Annotated in this window: 17 protein-coding genes; 5 read left to right on the plus strand and 12 right to left on the minus strand. The window is 67.7% G+C overall.

The window, feature by feature from the left end; genetic code table 11:
• Positions 1–116 precede the first annotated feature (116 nt).
• Positions 117–503 carry a PLDc N-terminal domain-containing protein gene (locus tag QM721_RS08085; protein ID WP_415120760.1) on the plus strand — a complete coding sequence of 129 codons (387 nt, stop codon included), beginning with the start codon at positions 117–119 and terminating at the stop codon, positions 501–503.
• Between the two features lie 290 nt (positions 504–793).
• Here QM721_RS08085 and QM721_RS08090 read toward each other — a convergent pair whose 3' ends face one another.
• The 4 genes from QM721_RS08090 to QM721_RS08105 all read right to left on the minus strand — a co-directional run bounded on the left by QM721_RS08090 (position 794) and on the right by QM721_RS08105 (position 7,505).
• Positions 794–1,405: a hypothetical protein gene (locus tag QM721_RS08090; RefSeq protein WP_415120762.1), complete on the minus strand. Its 612-nt coding sequence runs from the start codon at positions 1,403–1,405 to the stop codon at positions 794–796.
• A gap of 1 nt (position 1,406) precedes the next feature.
• Entirely contained in the window at positions 1,407–4,067 is a 2,661-nt protein-coding gene (acnA, locus tag QM721_RS08095) for an aconitate hydratase AcnA (protein ID WP_415120764.1), read from the minus strand.
• Between the two features lie 212 nt (positions 4,068–4,279).
• Entirely contained in the window at positions 4,280–5,473 is a 1,194-nt protein-coding gene (locus QM721_RS08100) for a class I SAM-dependent RNA methyltransferase (protein WP_415120766.1), read from the minus strand.
• Between the two features lies 1 nt (position 5,474).
• Complete coding sequence (locus QM721_RS08105) at positions 5,475–7,505, minus strand: APC family permease (protein WP_415120768.1); 2,031 nt, start codon at positions 7,503–7,505, stop codon at positions 5,475–5,477.
• Between the two features lie 209 nt (positions 7,506–7,714).
• Here QM721_RS08105 and QM721_RS08110 point away from each other — a divergent pair, with 209 nt between their 5' ends.
• Together QM721_RS08110 and QM721_RS08115 are read left to right on the plus strand one after the other, a co-directional pair.
• On the plus strand, positions 7,715–8,362 hold the full coding sequence (locus tag QM721_RS08110; RefSeq protein WP_415121055.1) for a potassium channel family protein: 648 nt from the start codon (positions 7,715–7,717) through the stop codon (positions 8,360–8,362).
• Positions 8,363–8,373: 11 nt separating this feature from the next.
• Entirely contained in the window at positions 8,374–9,060 is a 687-nt protein-coding gene (locus QM721_RS08115; RefSeq protein WP_415120770.1) for a potassium channel family protein, read from the plus strand.
• 91 nt (positions 9,061–9,151) lie between these two features.
• Here QM721_RS08115 and QM721_RS08120 read toward each other — a convergent pair whose 3' ends face one another.
• Genes QM721_RS08120 through QM721_RS08135 form a run of 4 tightly spaced genes read right to left on the minus strand, consistent with a single transcriptional unit; the run spans position 9,152 to position 11,327 of the window.
• Positions 9,152–9,529, minus strand: coding sequence for an OB-fold nucleic acid binding domain-containing protein (locus QM721_RS08120; RefSeq protein WP_415120772.1), 378 nt, complete (start codon positions 9,527–9,529; stop codon positions 9,152–9,154).
• Positions 9,530–9,532: 3 nt separating this feature from the next.
• Positions 9,533–10,336, minus strand: a complete 804-nt coding sequence (locus tag QM721_RS08125) for a DUF3710 domain-containing protein (protein ID WP_415120774.1) — start codon at positions 10,334–10,336, stop codon at positions 9,533–9,535.
• Entirely contained in the window at positions 10,333–10,827 is a 495-nt protein-coding gene (gene dut / locus QM721_RS08130) for a dUTP diphosphatase (RefSeq protein ID WP_415120776.1), read from the minus strand. Before dut ends, QM721_RS08125 begins: the two co-directional genes overlap by 4 nt.
• Positions 10,824–11,327 carry a DUF3093 domain-containing protein gene (locus QM721_RS08135; protein WP_415120778.1) on the minus strand — a complete coding sequence of 168 codons (504 nt, stop codon included), beginning with the start codon at positions 11,325–11,327 and terminating at the stop codon, positions 10,824–10,826. The genes dut and QM721_RS08135 overlap by 4 nt, the downstream gene beginning before the upstream one ends.
• A gap of 135 nt (positions 11,328–11,462) precedes the next feature.
• Between QM721_RS08135 and QM721_RS08140 the strand changes: the two genes are divergently transcribed.
• On the plus strand, positions 11,463–11,756 hold the full coding sequence (locus QM721_RS08140; RefSeq protein WP_415120780.1) for a DUF4235 domain-containing protein: 294 nt from the start codon (positions 11,463–11,465) through the stop codon (positions 11,754–11,756).
• A 291-nt stretch (positions 11,757–12,047) separates the two neighbouring features.
• Here QM721_RS08140 and QM721_RS08145 read toward each other — a convergent pair whose 3' ends face one another.
• Complete coding sequence (locus tag QM721_RS08145; RefSeq protein WP_415120782.1) at positions 12,048–12,344, minus strand: DUF4193 domain-containing protein; 297 nt, start codon at positions 12,342–12,344, stop codon at positions 12,048–12,050.
• A 227-nt stretch (positions 12,345–12,571) separates the two neighbouring features.
• Between QM721_RS08145 and sepH the strand changes: the two genes are divergently transcribed.
• A complete protein-coding gene (gene sepH, locus QM721_RS08150) occupies positions 12,572–14,191 on the plus strand; it encodes a septation protein SepH (protein ID WP_415120784.1) in 1,620 nt (539 codons plus the stop codon).
• Between the two features lie 25 nt (positions 14,192–14,216).
• Here sepH and QM721_RS08155 read toward each other — a convergent pair whose 3' ends face one another.
• From QM721_RS08155 to QM721_RS08165, 3 genes are read right to left on the minus strand one after another with little or no spacing between them, the layout of a single operon-like run.
• Positions 14,217–14,861: a thymidine kinase gene (locus QM721_RS08155; protein ID WP_415120786.1), complete on the minus strand. Its 645-nt coding sequence runs from the start codon at positions 14,859–14,861 to the stop codon at positions 14,217–14,219.
• A gap of 3 nt (positions 14,862–14,864) precedes the next feature.
• Positions 14,865–15,980 carry an alkaline phosphatase family protein gene (locus tag QM721_RS08160; RefSeq protein WP_415120788.1) on the minus strand — a complete coding sequence of 372 codons (1,116 nt, stop codon included), beginning with the start codon at positions 15,978–15,980 and terminating at the stop codon, positions 14,865–14,867.
• The gene (locus QM721_RS08165; protein WP_415120790.1) at positions 15,977–16,555 is read right to left on the minus strand and encodes a DUF5998 family protein; all 579 of its coding nucleotides are present in this window, start codon (positions 16,553–16,555) and stop codon (positions 15,977–15,979) included. The genes QM721_RS08160 and QM721_RS08165 overlap by 4 nt, the downstream gene beginning before the upstream one ends.
• Positions 16,556–16,568: the final 13 nt, after the last annotated feature.

A 16,568-nucleotide genomic window follows, 5' to 3' on the forward strand; every position in this document is an offset into this window, starting at 1 on the left:
CTATCGGATAGGCCGGCCCAGACAGTGGGTCGCTGCCGCAATGGTTGTGGGCTATCACTAGGCTCGTTGTCGCACTGGCTCGAGTCAGCGCACCCCGAACCGAAAGGCCCTTCTTGATGCCCGAATTCTGGTCGAATGTGGGCAGCATCTTCTGGTACACCCTCACGATCATCATCTTCGTGTCGTACCTGATGGTGCTGTTCAACATCGTGATCGACGTCTTCCGCGATCGTGAACTGAACGGTGGTGTGCGTGCGGTGTGGGTCATCGCACTGATCTTCTTTCCGGTGATCACCGCACTCATCTACCTGATCGTTCGTGGCCGCGGCATGGGCCAACGCGCGGCGGTCCAGGCCGAACGCAACAAAGCCGCCGCCGACGAATACATCCGCTCGGTGGCCGGCAGCCCGGCCGACGAGATCGCGCGGGCCAAGGCACTGCTCGACGCCGGCACGATCAGCAACGAGGAGTACAGCCGTCTGAAGGCCAAGGCCCTGGCCTGATCGCACCCCAAAAAAATGGCGCTGATTTGTCGCCGGTCGAGCCCGTCGAGAACTCAGATATGCGCAGCGGTAAGGGGTTTCGACAAGCTCAACCGGCGGTGGCGGCCCTGATCAGCACCTCCCTAACGAAGCGCTGATTTTTCGTTGGTCGAGCCCGTCGAGACCCCTTGCCGCAGCGGTGTATGCGTGAGGTCTCGACAGGCTCGACCAACGTTTCGCCAGCTCGAGGGCCAAGGGTCTCGACAGGCTCGACCAACGGGCCGTCTCGACAAGCACCACAGGGTCTCGATCTACGGCCCCGCGAACCCGTACCACCACACGGCATAGCCCGCCGAGACCAGGGCCAGCCCCAGCAGGGCCCAGCGCTGCCAGCCTGCGATGCGCACCCGTCCGAACGGCCAACTGACCACCGCAGCCAGCGGCGGCAGCACCGCCAGCGATGTCCACCACCACCAATCCCCTACCGCGGCGAGCACCAGCAGTGGCGAGAATCCGGCCAGGTAGGCCACCCAGAACCAGATGCCGAGCCCACCGATCGCACTGGCCGGCAGCAGCGCCAGCAGGTAGCCGACGGCACCCACCACGACCATCCAGCCGAAGGTGCAGGTGCCGTCGTCGCTGGGGCACAGGGCGGGCACCACCGCCGCGCCCAGTGCCAGCGCCAGGCCCGCGCCGACCACGGCAGCCAGTGCGGCGAGCATCGACCAAGCGACCCGTTCGGCCAGTTCGGCACCCAAGCCCGGCCGCGCCGCCCCCGAACGCCCAGGACGGGCCGGACGCGGGTGGGCCGCCGGCGCGGAAGGCGCACACCCTGCGGTCTTCGAACGGGCTGCGGTCTTCGAACGGGCCGCGGCCTCACGCTCGCGCCGCGTCCGCTCGGCCCGGCTCAGCCGCTTGGCCAAGTCAGGCCTTCAGCAGCGACCGCAGCACATACTGCATGATGCCACCGTTGCGGTAGTAGTCGGCCTCGCCGGGGGTGTCGATGCGCACGATGGCGTCGAACTCGATGTCGTCGGCTTTCACGTGCACCGTCTTCGGGGTGGTGCCGTCGTTGAGCTGCTCGGCGCCGGTGAAGGTGAACGTCTCTTCGCCGGTCAGCCCCAGCGAGTCGGCATTCTCACCCTCGGGGAATTGCAGTGGCAGCACGCCCATGCCGATCAGGTTCGAGCGGTGAATGCGCTCGTAGCTCTCGGCGATAACCACCTTGACGCCCAGCAACGCCGTGCCCTTGGCCGCCCAGTCACGCGACGACCCCGAGCCGTACTCCTTGCCGGCCAGCACCACCAGCGGGATTCCGGCAGCGGCGTAGCTCTGGGCGGCGTCGTACACGGTGGCGACGGGCCCACCTTCGACGGTGAAGTCGCGAGTGAAGCCGCCCTCGGTGCCGGGCGCGATCTGGTTGCGCAGGCGAATATTGGCGAACGTGCCGCGGATCATCACCTCGTGGTTGCCGCGCCGAGAACCGTAGGAGTTGAAGTCTTTGCGCTCCACCCCGTGCTCGGTCAGGTACTTGCCAGCCGGACTGTCGGCTTTGATCGCACCGGCCGGCGAGATGTGGTCGGTGGTCACCGAATCGGCCAGCTTGAGCAGCACCCGGGCGTTCGAGACGTCTGAGACCGGCTGCGGCTCGGCGGGCATGTTCTCGAAGTACGGCGGCTTGCGCACGTAGGTCGACTCGGCGTCCCACTCGAAGACCTCCCCGATCGGGGTGGGCAGCGAACGCCAGGCATCGTCACCGGCGAACACATCGGCGTAGCGGTCGGTGAACATGTCGGAACTGATCGCACTGTTGACCACCTGCTCGACCTCTTCGGTGCTCGGCCAGATGTCGCGCAGGTAGACGGGCTGCCCATCGGCACCCGCGCCCAGCGGCTCATTGAGCAGGTCGATGTCCATCCGTCCGGCCAGCGCGTAGGCCACCACCAGCGGCGGGCTGGCCAGGTAGTTCATCTTGACGTCGGGGTTGATCCGGCCCTCGAAGTTGCGGTTGCCCGACAGCACCGAAGTGACCGCCAAATCGACCGAGTTAACCGCCGCCGACACTTCGGGAATGAGCGGGCCCGAATTGCCGATGCAGGTGGTGCAGCCGTAGCCGACGAGGTCGAAGTCGAGCTTGGCCAGGTAGGTGTCAAGGCCGGAGCGAGCGTAGTAGTCGGTGACCACCTTCGACCCTGGGGCCAGCGACGTCTTGACCCACGGCTTGCGTGTGAGCCCCTTCTCGACGGCCTTCTTGGCCAGCAGCCCGGCGCCGATCATCACGCTGGGGTTGGACGTGTTGGTGCACGAGGTGATCGCGGCAATGGTAACCGCGCCAGTGGGCAGGTCGAAGTCGGCGCCATCGGCCAGCGTGACATGCACCTGCTTGCTGGCGTCGTCGGTGTAGGTGCCGATGGCCTGCCCGAACGCGTCAGCGGCCTCGGCCAGAACGATCCGGTCCTGCGGCCGCTTCGGGCCGGCGATCGACGGCACGATGGTGCCCAGGTCGAGTTCGAGGTATTCCGAATAGCGCGGCTCGGCGTCGTCGGCGTGCCACAGACCCTGACGCTTGGCGTAGGCCTCGACCAACGCGATCTGCTCCTCGGAGCGCCCGGTCAGCCGCAGGTAGTCGGTGGTCTTGGAGTCGATCGGGAAGATCGCGATGGTGGAGCCGTACTCGGGGCTCATATTGCCGATCGTGGCCCGATTGGCCAGCGGCACCTGCGAGACGCCGGGCCCGAAGAATTCCACGAATTTGCCGACCACCTTGTGCTCGCGCAGCATCTCGGTGATGGTCAGCACCAGGTCGGTGGCGGTGGCACCCTCGGGCAGCTTGCCCGACAGCTTGAAGCCGACCACCCTCGGAATCAGCATCGACACCGGCTGGCCCAGCATGGCCGCCTCGGCCTCGATGCCGCCCACGCCCCAGCCGACCACGCCCAAGCCGTTGACCATCGTGGTGTGCGAGTCGGTGCCGACGCAGGTGTCGGGGTATGCCTGCAGCACACCGTCCACGACGCGCGGGAAGATCACCCGAGCCAGGTGCTCGATGTTGACCTGGTGCACGATGCCGGTGCCCGGCGGCACCACGACGAAGTCGTCGAAAGCACCCTGGCCCCAGCGCAGGAACTGGTAGCGCTCGCGGTTGCGCTGGTACTCCAACTCGACGTTGCGAGCGAAGGCGTCAGAGGTGCCGAACAGGTCGGCGACCACCGAGTGGTCGATCACCATCTCGGCCGGCGACAGCGGGTTCACCTTGGCCGGGTCGCCGCCCAACTCGGCGATCGCCTCACGCATGGTGGCCAGGTCGACCACGCAAGGCACACCGGTGAAGTCCTGCATGATCACCCGGGCCGGGGTGAACTGAATCTCGCGATTGGGCTCGTCCGACGGCTCCCAAGCGCCGAGCGCACGAATGTCGTCGGCGGTGATGTTGGCGCCGTCCTCGGTGCGCAGCAGATTCTCCAACAGAACCTTCAGGCTGAACGGCAGCGTTGCCGAACCCTCCACCTTGTCGAGCGCGAAGATCTCGTAGGTCTCGCCGGCAACCTCGAGGGTGGTCCTGGCGTCGAAGCTGTTGATGCTCATCAAAATCCTCCTGCTGCTCGCACCGGCGAATATATCTCGATGTCGAGATAGTAACCCATAGCCTGTCTGAAACCGAAAGGGGACGCGTCCCGCTTCAGAGTGCAACTTTAGGGCGTCCGGGCACCCAGCAGAACGGGTCTCCACCGGTTCGCTGTCGGTGAGTCGTCAGCCATCGCCGAACCCGGGTGCCCACCCTGGGCGATCCCGACCGGTCAGCGGGTCAGGATCGCCACCGCCTCCAGGTGGTGGGTCATGCCGAACAGGTCGTAGCCCGTGATCGCCTCCGGCTCATAGCCCAGGGCACGGGCAACCCCCAGGTCGCGGGCCAGCGCCGCCGGGTCGCAAGCCACGTAGCCGATCGCTCGCGGTCGCAGCCGCGCCACCGCCGCCATCACGGCCTTGCCCGCCCCAGCACGCGGCGGATCGAGCACCACCAAGTCGGCCCGCTTCGGCAGCCGGCTCAAAGTGCGTTCGACATCACCGGCGAAGAAGATTGCTTCGGGGACGTTGCGCCGGGCGTGGACGATCGCCGCCTTGCTGCCCTCGATGCCCCACACCCGGCAGCCGGCGTCGACCAGGGCCCCGGCGAACACCCCGACGCCGCAGTACAGATCGAAGGCCACCTCGCCGCCAATCGCCCGCAGTCCGCGCAGCACCACGGCGCTGAGCACCTCGGGCGCCGCCAGATGCGATTGCCAGAACCCGTCCACGCCGACCGCGAAGTCACGCTGCCCCACCTGCTGGGTCACAACCTCTCCGGACGCTGCCGAACCGGCCGCGACCAGCCGTCCACCTTCGGCGCTCACGACCCCCAGATACTCAACCGGGTCGCGAAACCGCACCACATTCGCGCCCGCCTGCGCCGCAAACGCCTCACGATGGCCGAAATCAGGTGCACTTTCACGAACGTTCACCGGCATTGAGGCGTGCGCGATCCGGCAACCATCGGCGGGCAGTGGCACCACGCTGTGTGACCGATGTGCGCGCAGCCCCAGGCCACCGTCGTCGGCGCGCACAAACCGCATGCGCACCCGCGAGCCCAACACCGGCTGTACCTGCTCGACCACCCCGTTCCACTCGATGCCGGCCAAACGCTGTAGCTGCTCGGCGAGCACCCGGCGCTTCAACTCGGCCTGAAACGACGGCTCCACATGCTGAAAGTCGCAGCCACCACAGGAACCCGCCGCCGGGCAGGGTGGCTGCACCCGCTCGGGCGCCGCAGTCAGCAGCGCGATCGCGTCCGCTCGGGCGAACCGGCTGGTCACCTCGACCACCCGAACCCGGACGATCTCGCCGGGCAGCGCGTGCCGGACGAACACCACGCGGCCGTCCACCCGGGCCACGCAATGCCCACCGTGGGCGATCGGGCCAACCTCGACGGGCCCGATCAGGTCGCCGGGCCGCACCTCAGCCCGCGTCCAGGTGCTTGCCCGAGAGCACTGCGCCCGACCCACCCCGGCGCCAGGCGGCCGGGTTGCGCGCGGCCCGGGCCACCGCGTGCTTCGACGACGCCAGCAAGTACGGTACCGAGGTGACCATCACCCCGGGCATGAAATTGAGCCGGGCCTTGAGAATGAGCGCCGTCTGGTTGTGCAGCAACTGCTCCCACCAGTGGCCGACCACGTACTCGGGAATGTAGACGCACAACACGTCGCGGGGGCTGTCGGAGCGCAGGCCCTTGACGTAGTCCAGAATCGGCCCGCCCACCTCACGGTAGGGGGAGGCGATCACCCGCAGCGGTACGCCGAGATCTTCGGCGTACCAATCGCTGAGTAGCTTCGTGGTCTCGTCGGGGTCGACCGAGACGGTGACCGCCTCGACCGAACTGGGCCGGGACGCCTTGGCGAAGTTCACCGCGCGCACCGTCGGCTTGTTGATGCCGAGCACCACGATGACCGCGCGCACCCGGCTGGGCAGCAGATTGCGCTCGCCGGGCTCGACGGCGATCTCTGCATCCACCTTGCGGTAGTGGGTGTGGATGCCGCGCATCAGCACGAACAGGGTCGCCATGGCCAAGATTGCGATCCACGCCCCGAGCAGAAATTTGACGGCCAGCACGATGCACAGCACGGTGCCGGTGCAGGTCAGCCCAATCGCGTTGACCACACGCGAGCGCTGCATGCGGCGCCGCTGCAGCGGGTCGGTCTCGGTCTTCAGGTGGCGCGTCCAATGCCGCAACATGCCGGCCTGACTCACCGTGAACGACACGAATACGCCCACCACATACAGGTTGATCAGTGCGGTGACCGACGCATTGAACGCCAGCACCAGCCCGATCGCCGCCGCCGCCAGCAGCAGAATGCCGTTGCTGTAGGCGAGCCGGTCACCCCGGGTGTAGAGGGCCTTGGGCAGAAACCCGTCGCGGGCCAGAATCGAACCCAGCACCGGAAAGCCGTTGAACGCGGTGTTCGCCGCCAGGAACAAGATGACGAGGGTGACGATCATCACGAAGTAGAAGCCCGGCGCGAAGTTGTCGAACACCGTCGCTGCCAACTGACCCATCGCGGTGCCGACATCGCGCTCGACGATGGCGCCGTTCTCCAGAAAGTGGCTGTGCCCGTCGGGATCGACCAGCTTCAGCCCGGTCAGGTTAGCCAGCAGAATGACGCCGCCCAGCATCGAGATGGCTATGCCGGCGAGCAGAGTGAGGGTCATCGCCGCGTTGTGACTCTTGGGCGCCTTGAACGCCGGAACGCCGTTGCTGATCGCTTCGATGCCGGTCAGTGCCGCGCAACCGGACGAAAACGCCCGGGCCAGCAACGCCACCATCGCAAAGCCGGCGAACGGGTCGTACAGCGCCGACCCGACCACCTCCAGCGATTTCGTGGGAGCCTCAAGATGGTCGCCGGAACCGAAGATGCGAATCAGGCCCCAGCCCGTCATGCCGAGCACGGCGATCATGAAGCCGTAGGTGGGCACCGCGAACACGGTGCCCGATTCACGCACCCCGCGCAGGTTCATGGTCATCAGCAGTGCGATCAGAGCGGCGGCCACTTGCCCTTCGTGGCCCTGAATCCAGGGCAACATCGACTCGGCGTTCTGCACACCCGAGGACGTCGACACCGCCACGGTCAGCACATAGTCGACCAGCAGAGCACTGGCCACGGTAAGCCCGGCGTTGGGGCCGAAGTTGACCGTCGCGACCTCGTAGTCGCCTCCGCCGGACGGGTAGGCGTGCACATTCTGCCGATACGACAGCACCACGATGAACATCACGAACGCGACCGCCACCGCGATCGGCCACGAGTAGCTGAACCCCACGAGGCCCGCCATCGAGAGGGTGAGCAGAATCTCGTCCGGGGCGTAGGCGACCGAACTCAGCGCATCCGATGCGAAGATCGGCAGGGCGATGCGCTTGGGAAGCAGGGTCTCGCCCAATTGCGCGCTGGCCAGCTTGCGTCCCACCACCAGCCGCTTGACCGCATCAGTGATGCTCACGTCCGATGACTATAAGCCGCCACACCGTGCGGTGCACCTTGTGGCCACCCGGCGACGTGCGAGGCGGCGCACCTTGTGGCCACCCGGCGACGTGCGAGGCGGCGCACCTTGTGGCCACCCGTCGGAGTGCGAGGCGGCGCTCCCTATACTGAGGCCGCGGCCAATAGGTGGGTCCACAAGGCGGGAGGCTGCGCGTGCACATTGTGATCATGGGCTGCGGACGAGTGGGTAGCTCGTTGGCTCGCAGCCTGGAGCGGCGCGGTCATTCGGTGGCAGTGATCGACTCCATGCAAGACTCGTTCCGCCGACTCGGGCCGAACTTCCAGGGCAAGACGGTCAAGGGCATGGGCTTCGACCGGGCCGTGCTGATCAAGGCCGGCATCGAGCGCGCGGATGGCTTCGCCGCGGTCTCCAGCGGCGACAACTCCAACATTCTGGCGGCCCGCGTGGTGCGCGAGACATTCGGGGTGCACAACGTGGTCGCCCGCATCTACGACGAGGGCCGCGCCGAGGTGTACGAGCGACTGGGCATACCGTCGGTGGCGACGGTGCGCTGGGCCTCCGATCAGGTGCTGCGGCGGCTGCTGCCCGAAGGCGCCGAGCCGCAGTGGCGTGATCCGTCCGGAACGGTTCGGTTGTCAGAACTCCAAGTGCACCCGGGTTGGGTGGGCACCACGATCGGCGAGATGCAGCGCGCGGCCCACAGCCCGATCCCGTTTCTGATCCGGTTCGGCGTCGGGCAGGTGCCGACCGAGTCGACGATCTACCAGGACGGCGACCTGCTGTACGTCGCCGTGCACAAAGACCGTGAGGCCGCCGTCGAGCAACTCTTCGTAGCGCCCCCGGCGAAGCACTGAAAGGGCCGAAGATGCGTGTCGTGATCGCCGGAGCCGGCAATGTCGGACGTTCCATCGCCCGCGAGTTGATCGCCAACGGGCACCAGGTGCTGCTGGTCGACAAGCAGCCGGAGGCGATCAAGACCGCCAGCGTGCCCGAGGCTGAATGGCTGCTGGCCGACGCCTGCGAGTTGGCCTCGCTCGAGGAGGCCGAACTCGAGACCTGCGATGTGGCGATTGCCGCCACCGGCGACGACAAGACGAATCTGGTGCACTCACTGCTGGCCAAGACCGAGTTCGGCGTGCCGCGCACCGTGGCGCGGGTGAACCACCCGGCCAACGAATGGATGTTCGACGACCTGTGGGGCGTCGACGTGGCGGTGTCGACCCCGCGGCTGATGTGCGCCCTGGTCGAAGAGGCCGTCACGGTGGGCGATCTGGTGCGGCTGCTCAGCTTCCGCGGGGGGCACGCCAACCTGGTCGAGATGACGCTGCCCGAATCGAGCCCGCGGGTCGGGGTGCGGGTGGCCGAACTGGCCCTGCCTGGTGACGCCGTGCTGGTGGCGATCATTCGCGACGGCACGGCACGCGCACCTGAGCGCGACGGCGCGGTCGAGGCGTCCGATGAGCTGCTGTTCGTTGTCGACCCCGCCTACGAGGCCGACCTGGCGCACTACCTGAGCCCCCGTGATCGCTCAGCGGTGATCATCGACGCGTAGCCGGTCGACGCGAACAACTACCGCTGCTGAATCTTCGTCGAAACCCCTTGTCACAACGACATCCGAGGTCTCGACACGCTCGACCAGCTCCTCAGTCCGCTTTCGTGCCCAGGAGTTCGTAGAACGGGTTGTAAATGCGGCGCTGGCCATCGACCCATGACACCCGTCCGGTGACCTTCAGTTCGCGGCCGGCCACCATGCCCGGAATCTCGCGCCGGCCCATCCAGATCAACGTGATCGTTCCCGAGCCGTCGCTGAACTCGGCCTCGAGCCAGGGCGTTCCACTGCGGGGGCGCAGCGTGAGCACCGCGATACGCCCCCGCAAGGTGGCCCGCTGCCGGTCGCTCACCTCGGCGATCGGCGTGCAGCCCGACTGTTGCACGCTGCGCACCGACTCTTCGGAGTCGAGCTCTTCGGTGGACCGGCTCAGCCAGTCCAGCGCGCGGCGAAACGGGTTGTGGGGCGGCATGGCTCAGCCCTGCGGCACCGTCGGCATGGTCATGGCGATCACTTCGCCCGGAACGCGGGGCGCGTCGCCGCGCCGCACCACGACGTTGCGGAAGAACTCCACGAACGGCGCCGCGGTACCTTCCTCGTCCTCGGTCAGCCCCGCCTCGCCCAGCAGCGTGCCGCGTAGCAGCCAGCGCGGGCCCTCGGCGAACCAGGTGCGGCTCACCTGAAACAACTGTTCGCCGGACGGCCCCTCGGCCGGCAGCACCCGGCGCAACTCGGGCCCGAACGGGCCGTCGGCGGTCGACGAACTGCCACCCGCCTGCTCGGCCTCTTCGGTCAGGTCTTCGCGTAGTTCATCGGCCAGGCCACCGTTGGTCGGTGCCGCCAGCAGGGCCAATTCGAGCCCCGACTGCTCCCAGAACGCGAGCGCGGCCATCACCTGATCGCTGCCCTCGTTCACCTGCAACTGCAAGCCCATGCCCTCCCACGGGGTGAGGATCAGCGAGCCGAGATCGAGCCGCTGCACCTCGTCGGCGGTCAGGTCGACCTCGTCGTAGTCGAAGGGGCCGTCGGCCCGCCAATCGATCTCTTCGGCTTCCTCGTCTTCGTCGGACTCGTCATCGTCGGGCTCGTCAGGGTCGGCCTCGTCGTCGTCAGTTTCGGCGAGTTCGGCGGGCACCTCGACGGCGTCGGCGTCGTCCACCACGTCGGCGGTGTGGTCTTCGTCTACCGCATCGGCTTCATCGAGCTCGGCGGTCGCCTCGTTGAGGTCGTCCTCGGGCTCGTTCACCGGGTCGGCCTTACGTTTGCGTCCAAAGATCACGCCTGCTCCTTCGTTGATTCGATGGCGTCCAGCCACCCCTTGATTCCTCCGGTCGAGCCGTGACCGCCTGCCCCACGTTCACTCGACGGTAGCTCGCCGACCTCCACGAACCGGGCCCGGGCAACGCGCTGCACCACCAGTTGCGCGACCAGGTCACCACGACGCAAGGCCACGGTGTGTTGAGTGTCGGTGTTCAGCAGGCACACCTTGATCTCGCCGCGATAGCCCGAGTCGACCGTGCCCGGTGCGTTCACGATGGTGAGGCCGTGCCGAGCGGCCAGCCCCGAGCGCGGGTGCACCAGCCCGACCCAGCCAGACGGCAGGGCCAGCGCCACCCCGGTGCCGACCAGCACTCGTTGGCCCGGAGGGATCTCGACATCGGTGGTAGTGGCCAGGTCTGCCCCGGCGTCCCCGTCGCGTGCGTAGCGCGGCAGGGGCATGCCGGGGTCGAGTCGCAGCAGCGCTACGTCGACGATCTCAGAGCCGCTCACGCGCCGGAGTCTAGTGCCGTCTGCTCGGCCTGCTCACCGGCGCCCGAGGGCCGGTTGCGCTCGATCGCACGCACCAGTTCGTCCGGGTCTCGGGTCGAGACAAGCCAGCACAGATGCGGGTCGGCGCGATCGGCGACCCCGATCACCACCACGCCGCTGACGTAGGGCCGCAGGGCGAGATGGACGTCCTCGCGAGCCAACACCCGGCGTCGCTGCTGCTGGTCGACGGCGGCGGCCTGCCCGACGTAGGCCCAGTCCAGCCGGCTCGCACCCACCCGCACGCCGCCCGCGTCCACGGTGATGGTGAGCGATCCCCAGGCCAGCAGCGTCCAGGCGATCAGCACGGTGGCGGTGCCGGTACTGGCCACAAACACCGCATCGCCCAGCATGAACGAGACCGCGGTGACGAAGCTGAGCCCGAAGAACAGCGCGATCGCCCAGTACGAGAAGGGCACCCGCAGCCGTTCGGTGTAGAAGGTCGGCTCAAGGCTACTGGTCACCCCTAGACCCTACTCCACAGGGCACGCTGACCATCATTGGCCAAGTTCGTTGAAGCCTCGAAATATGTCGCTCTGGCAAGGTGTTTCGACGTAGACTCGATATCACGTCCACTGGTTCTACCCGGGAGTTCGCCGATGAACATGTCGCAGAAGCTGCTCTGGAACATCTACGCCGGCGCCGTGGGTGCGCTCACGATCGTCGTTACGCAGAAGGCAGTTCGCGGGGCCTGGAAGGTCGCGACCGGCGACGAGCCGCCCGACCCCAATGACCCCGCCACCCCGCTCAGTGAGGCACTGATCTGGGCGTTGGCCGGCGGCATCGGCATCGGCATCTCGCAATTGCTGGTGAACCGCTTCGCCGCGACTCGGTGGGAGAAGGCGATGGGCACACCCGCACCGGCCAGGTCGTCGGTCCACTTCCGCCTGTAGTCACCGCCTGGCCCGCTGCCCGTGAGTCGGTGTCGTCGGGCGGACGAACCCGGGGAGTTCTGCGCTGCGCTACCCACCGCCGGTTGAGCCTGTCGAAACCGCTCGCCACAACCACACCACCCAGGTCTCGACAAGCTCGACCAACAAAAAGCAGCGGCACCCACCGCCGGCTGAGCCTGTCGAAACCGCTCGCCACAACCACACCACCCAGGTCTCGACAAGCTCGACCAACGAAAACAGCGCTGCCCCAGGGTGCGATCTGGTTGGGGTCTCGGCCCGCTCAGCCGACGGTCAGTCGGCGCAGTCCACGCAGTACACGTGCCCGTTGCGGGTCGTTGCGATCTGGCTGCGGTGTTTCACCAGGAAGCAGGAGTAGCAGGTGAACTCGTCGGCCTGGCGCGGCAGCACCCGCACCGTGAGTTCTTCGTGCGACAGATCCGCCCCCGGCAGTTCGAACGACTCGGCAGCCTCGACCTCGTCCTCGTCGACCTTGCCGGAGTTCTTGTCGTTGCGGCGGGTCTTGAGCTCCTCAATGCTGTCTTCGCTCTCTTCGTCGGTCTTGCGCGGAGCGTCGTAGTCGGTTGCCATCTTTCGTAAACTCCATCCTCAGCGCGGCCCCATGGGGTCTGAACGCTCGGCTTACCTCGGTGATCTCAAATGTGTCGGACGCATACATATCACAGGTGCCCTAATCAGGCCGAGCCGGCGACGGGTATCTCAACCACAGGACGCCCCGCCCGTATTCCCTGCCGGGCTGCCGGGCGTCCGACCCGGTAGGTTACGCCCTAGCACGAACACAGGAGAGCGATCGAGCGATGCGCACCGCCCGGCCCGTGGGGCTCAGCCCCGACGGCAGGAACCTGATCGTCGTCGTCGAGGGCGGCGAGCAATTGGCAATCCCCGCCGACGATCGGCTGCGGGCGGCACTGCGTAACGACCGAGCACGCATGGGACAACTGGAGATCGAGATGGAAAGTGCACTGCGGCCGCGTGACATCCAGGCCCGGATCAGGGCCGGGGAGTCACTCGAGGCGGTAGCGCAGGCGGCCGGTGTTCCCATGGAGCAGATCGAGCCGTTCGCGGCACCGGTGATCGCCGAGCGGGAGCACATCGCCGGGCTGGCGCAGACCAACCCGGTGCGCCGGGCCGGCGACGCGGTGGCGCACCGCAGCCTGCGCGCGGTGGTCGCCGACCGGTTGCTGTCGCGCGGCATCGACATCGACTCAGTCGACTGGGACGCCTGGCGCAGCGCCGAGCGGCGCTGGACCGTCCGGCTCAGCTACGAGTCGGGTTCGGCTCACCGCAACGCCGAGTTCAGCTACGACCAGACCGGGCGGTTCTCGGTGGCCGCCAACGAGGACGCCCGCTGGCTGACCGGTGAGCATTCCACTTCGCACGGCCCGCAGCCCGGGCGCAAGCGGCGCGACGACCACGGCGACGAGCACACGCCCAATCTGAACGACGAACTCGCCATCGTGCGGGCGATTCAGCCGCAGTTCGCGGTGACCCCCGACATCGAAGACGACGACCTGGATGCGTCCACCGACTCCCCCGACTCCCCCGACAATGCCGACTCCCCCGACAACGAGGACGCCTACGCCGAGGGCGACCTGGCCGAGGTCGACGGCGTGTACGACATCATTCCCGGCGATCGCTCCAATATGGACGTGCTGTACGACATGCTGTCGAGCTTCGACGAGGACTCGGTGCAGATCTATGCCGGCCTGGTGCGCCCCGCGCCCGACCAGGACCCGACGCCGGTGGTCGACCCCCGCCCCGAGCCGATGCCCGCAGAGACCGGCGAGGTGATCGAGTTCGAGACAACCGACGACACCGATCCTGCCCAGCCCCCCGCCGGGGTCGAGTCAGCAGCCGCGAGCGCCGAGGACGGTGAGGCAGCCATCTTCATCGAGGCATCGATCGTCCACTCGGTGGTCGTCACTGAGCCGGTTCTCGACGAGCCGGAGCAGGCACAGGACCATGCCGAGAGCGCCGAGGACGGTGAGGCAGCCATCTTCGCCGAGGCATCGATCGTCCACTCGATGGTCGTCACTGAGCCGGTTCTCGACGAGCCGGAGCAGGCACAGGACGATGTGGCTGGCGAGCCCACGTTGGCAGCCGAAGCCGAGGACGAACCAGAACTCGTGGCGGAACCCGCGCCCGTCACCGAACCCGAAGTCGTCACCGGGGCTGGCCAGGGCGCCGCCGAGAGCGAATCCGCTCCCGTCGACGAGGTGCCGGCGCATCGGCCGGTGGCGCGTCCGACCGGCCGCAAGCGCACGCCGGCCTCAGCCCCGGTCACCGAACCGGAGCAGCCGAGCCTGGTCGACGAGGCCGCCAACGAGCCGTCTCGTCCGATCAAGCGCAAACGCGCCTCGGTGCCGAGCTGGGACGAGATCATGTTCGGCGCGCCGGCACCGAAACCGAAGGGCTGATCGACGACGACCGGCCGGCAGCGGGCTACCGGTCGAACGGGAGCGGCTCCGGGTTCAGCGTGATGCGCGCCACGGCGGCGGTCATCCGACGCCGATGGTGGCGCCGGCACAGCACCTCGTAGGCCACCTCGCTCTGCTCGGCCACCACGTCGCCGACCACCACTTGGCTGCCCTCGGTGACCATCAACCCGTCCACGGTGCGCGCGTTGTGGGTGGCCGGCTCGCCGCACCAGCAGCGCGGACGCACCTGCAGCAACTCCATCCGGTCGCACAACTCGACCAGCCGCCTGGTGCCGGGGAACAGCTCGGTGCGAAAGTCGCTGAGAATCCCGAAGCAGTACACGTCGAGTTGCAGGTCATCAACGATTCGGGCGAGTTGGTCGATGTGGCTGGGGGTGTAGAACTGGGCTTCGTCGCAGATCAGGTAGTCGAGCCGTTGCCCGTGGGTGAGCTCGTGAATCGCGTAGGCCCAGAAGTCGAAGTCGTCGCCCACCTCGATGGCCGGCTGCTCCAGCCCGATCCGCGACGAGATGACCGCCGCTCCCGCGCGGTCGTTGCGGCTGAACAGCCGCCCCAAACGTCCGGCCTGCGCCTCGGTGAAGTCGGTCTGCAGCGCCAGCGTGGACTTGCCGCAGTTCATCGGCCCGGTGAAGAAGATCAGTTGCGCCACGGTTCAGCCGATCAGTAGTGGAACGGTCAGCTCGGCCGCCGTCAGCGACCCGTGCATGCCGACCAGGCCGAACTCGTTGGGCTGGGTGGTGGTCATCAGCGCACCGTCGTCGGCCATGGCCACCAAGACGTCGCCGAACCGGTCGGCGAGCTTGGGCTGCACCGGCCCGAACCAGGCTGCCGCGAACGCCTCGTCACGGCTCATAACACACGCTCGGTCACCCAGGTGCTCGGCCCAGCGCGCCCGCACAGCGGCCTCGGTGCCGGGCCGCACGTACAACTGCCGCAGCCGGCCCTCGCCCCCGATCAGCCGCACGTCGGCAACCAGCTCGGGGTAACGCTCGATCGTCAGGCGGGACGCCTCGGGCACGTCGACCATGCCGTGGTCACCGGTGACAATCAGCCGGACGTCCTCAGGCAGGGCCGCACGCAGCGCCGACGCCAGCGCGTCGACGCGGGTCAGTTCGGCCGTCCATTCGGGCGAGGCGGTGCCGCATTTGTGACCGGCGTGGTCGAGTTCACGGTTGTAGACGTAGACCAGGCTCTGCTGTGCGGCCGTCGCGGCCCGTACCGCGTACTCGACCCGCCCGGCAGCCGTGGAGTCTTCGGCGAATCCGAAGAAGTGCGCGCCGCGCAACGCACAGGTGGTGAGCCCGGTGTTCCGAAACCGGGCCGGCGTCACGGTGGCGCAGTAAACGCCCAGTTTGGTGAGCCGTTCGAACATGGTGAGTTGCGGCTGCACGTCCAGGCCGTCCAGGCCGCCCTGCCACAGCAGCGCGTTCAGCAGGTGGTCACCGAACCGAAACGTGTAGCCGGCGATGCCGTGCTGGCCAGGGGTCAGCCCGGTGCCCAGGCTCGTGATCGAGGTGGCGGTGGTGCTGGGCACACCCGAGGTGATCGGACGACCCGTCGCTCGCAGTTCGCACAAGAACGGTGCTTGCGCCTCACGGCCTTCGAGCAGGTGCCAGCCCAAGCCGTCCACCAACAGCACCACGAACCGCTCGGCCTCCGGCAGGTGCAGCACGTTGGGCCGGCCGGGCAGGCCGAGCACGGCGCTCATGCTGGGCAGCAGGTCGGCCAGGGTCGAGGTGCCGTAGGCCGGAACCTGCGGGTGGGTCACCGGCCACCGCCGCTGGCCAACTGCAAGGCGGTCGCGAACGACACCAGCCGGGCCACGTTGTCTGCCCCGTCGGCAGCCTGGCTCATTCGCACGGTCAGGTCGTCGGCGGCGATGGTGCCCGAGTAGCCATGGTCGGCGTCACACGCGGGGTCGCCGCAGTGCGCCGGTTCGAGCTCGATCCGGGTGGCGGTGCCCCAGCCCACGCTGAGCCAGGTTTCGGTGGTGGCCGAACGGCGGCTGCCGTGCTGTTCGGGGTGGGTGACCACTCGGGTGAGCGCCACCGAGGTGATGCGATTCAACCCCACCGACTCGGTGGTCGACATCGCCTGACCCGCCTCGCCGGGGGTGTCCGACTCATCGGTATGCCCCACGATCAGCCGGGTGGGCGTGAGCACCAGCACCGAGAGATGGCGCTGAATCTCGTCGCGGGCGAAAGTTGCTTCGTGATGGACGACGTGGTGCAACACGGGCTCGCCGGAGGCGGCAAGGGCGATCGTCTCGGCGATCAGATCGGGAAAGTAGCCGCACGCGTCGATGTCTCGGCGCAGCCCGGCCGGCAGAGCGGGCGAGTTCACCCGGTCATCTTGT

The sequence above is a fragment of the Micropruina sp. genome (assembly GCF_047602085.1).
Classification (GTDB): domain Bacteria; phylum Actinomycetota; class Actinomycetes; order Propionibacteriales; family Propionibacteriaceae; genus Micropruina.

Coding starts and splice junctions, on each gene's coding strand:
- QM721_RS08110 (WP_415121055.1), top strand. CDS start 7,715: ATGGGCTGCGGACGAGTGGGTAGCTCGTTGGCTCGCAGCCTGGAGCGG.
- QM721_RS08085 (WP_415120760.1), top strand. CDS start 117: ATGCCCGAATTCTGGTCGAATGTGGGCAGCATCTTCTGGTACACCCTC.
- QM721_RS08140 (WP_415120780.1), top strand. CDS start 11,463: ATGAACATGTCGCAGAAGCTGCTCTGGAACATCTACGCCGGCGCCGTG.
- sepH (WP_415120784.1), top strand. CDS start 12,572: ATGCGCACCGCCCGGCCCGTGGGGCTCAGCCCCGACGGCAGGAACCTG.
- QM721_RS08115 (WP_415120770.1), top strand. CDS start 8,374: ATGCGTGTCGTGATCGCCGGAGCCGGCAATGTCGGACGTTCCATCGCC.
- acnA (WP_415120764.1), bottom strand. CDS start 4,067: ATGAGCATCAACAGCTTCGACGCCAGGACCACCCTCGAGGTTGCCGGC.
- QM721_RS08120 (WP_415120772.1), bottom strand. CDS start 9,529: ATGCCGCCCCACAACCCGTTTCGCCGCGCGCTGGACTGGCTGAGCCGG.
- QM721_RS08145 (WP_415120782.1), bottom strand. CDS start 12,344: ATGGCAACCGACTACGACGCTCCGCGCAAGACCGACGAAGAGAGCGAA.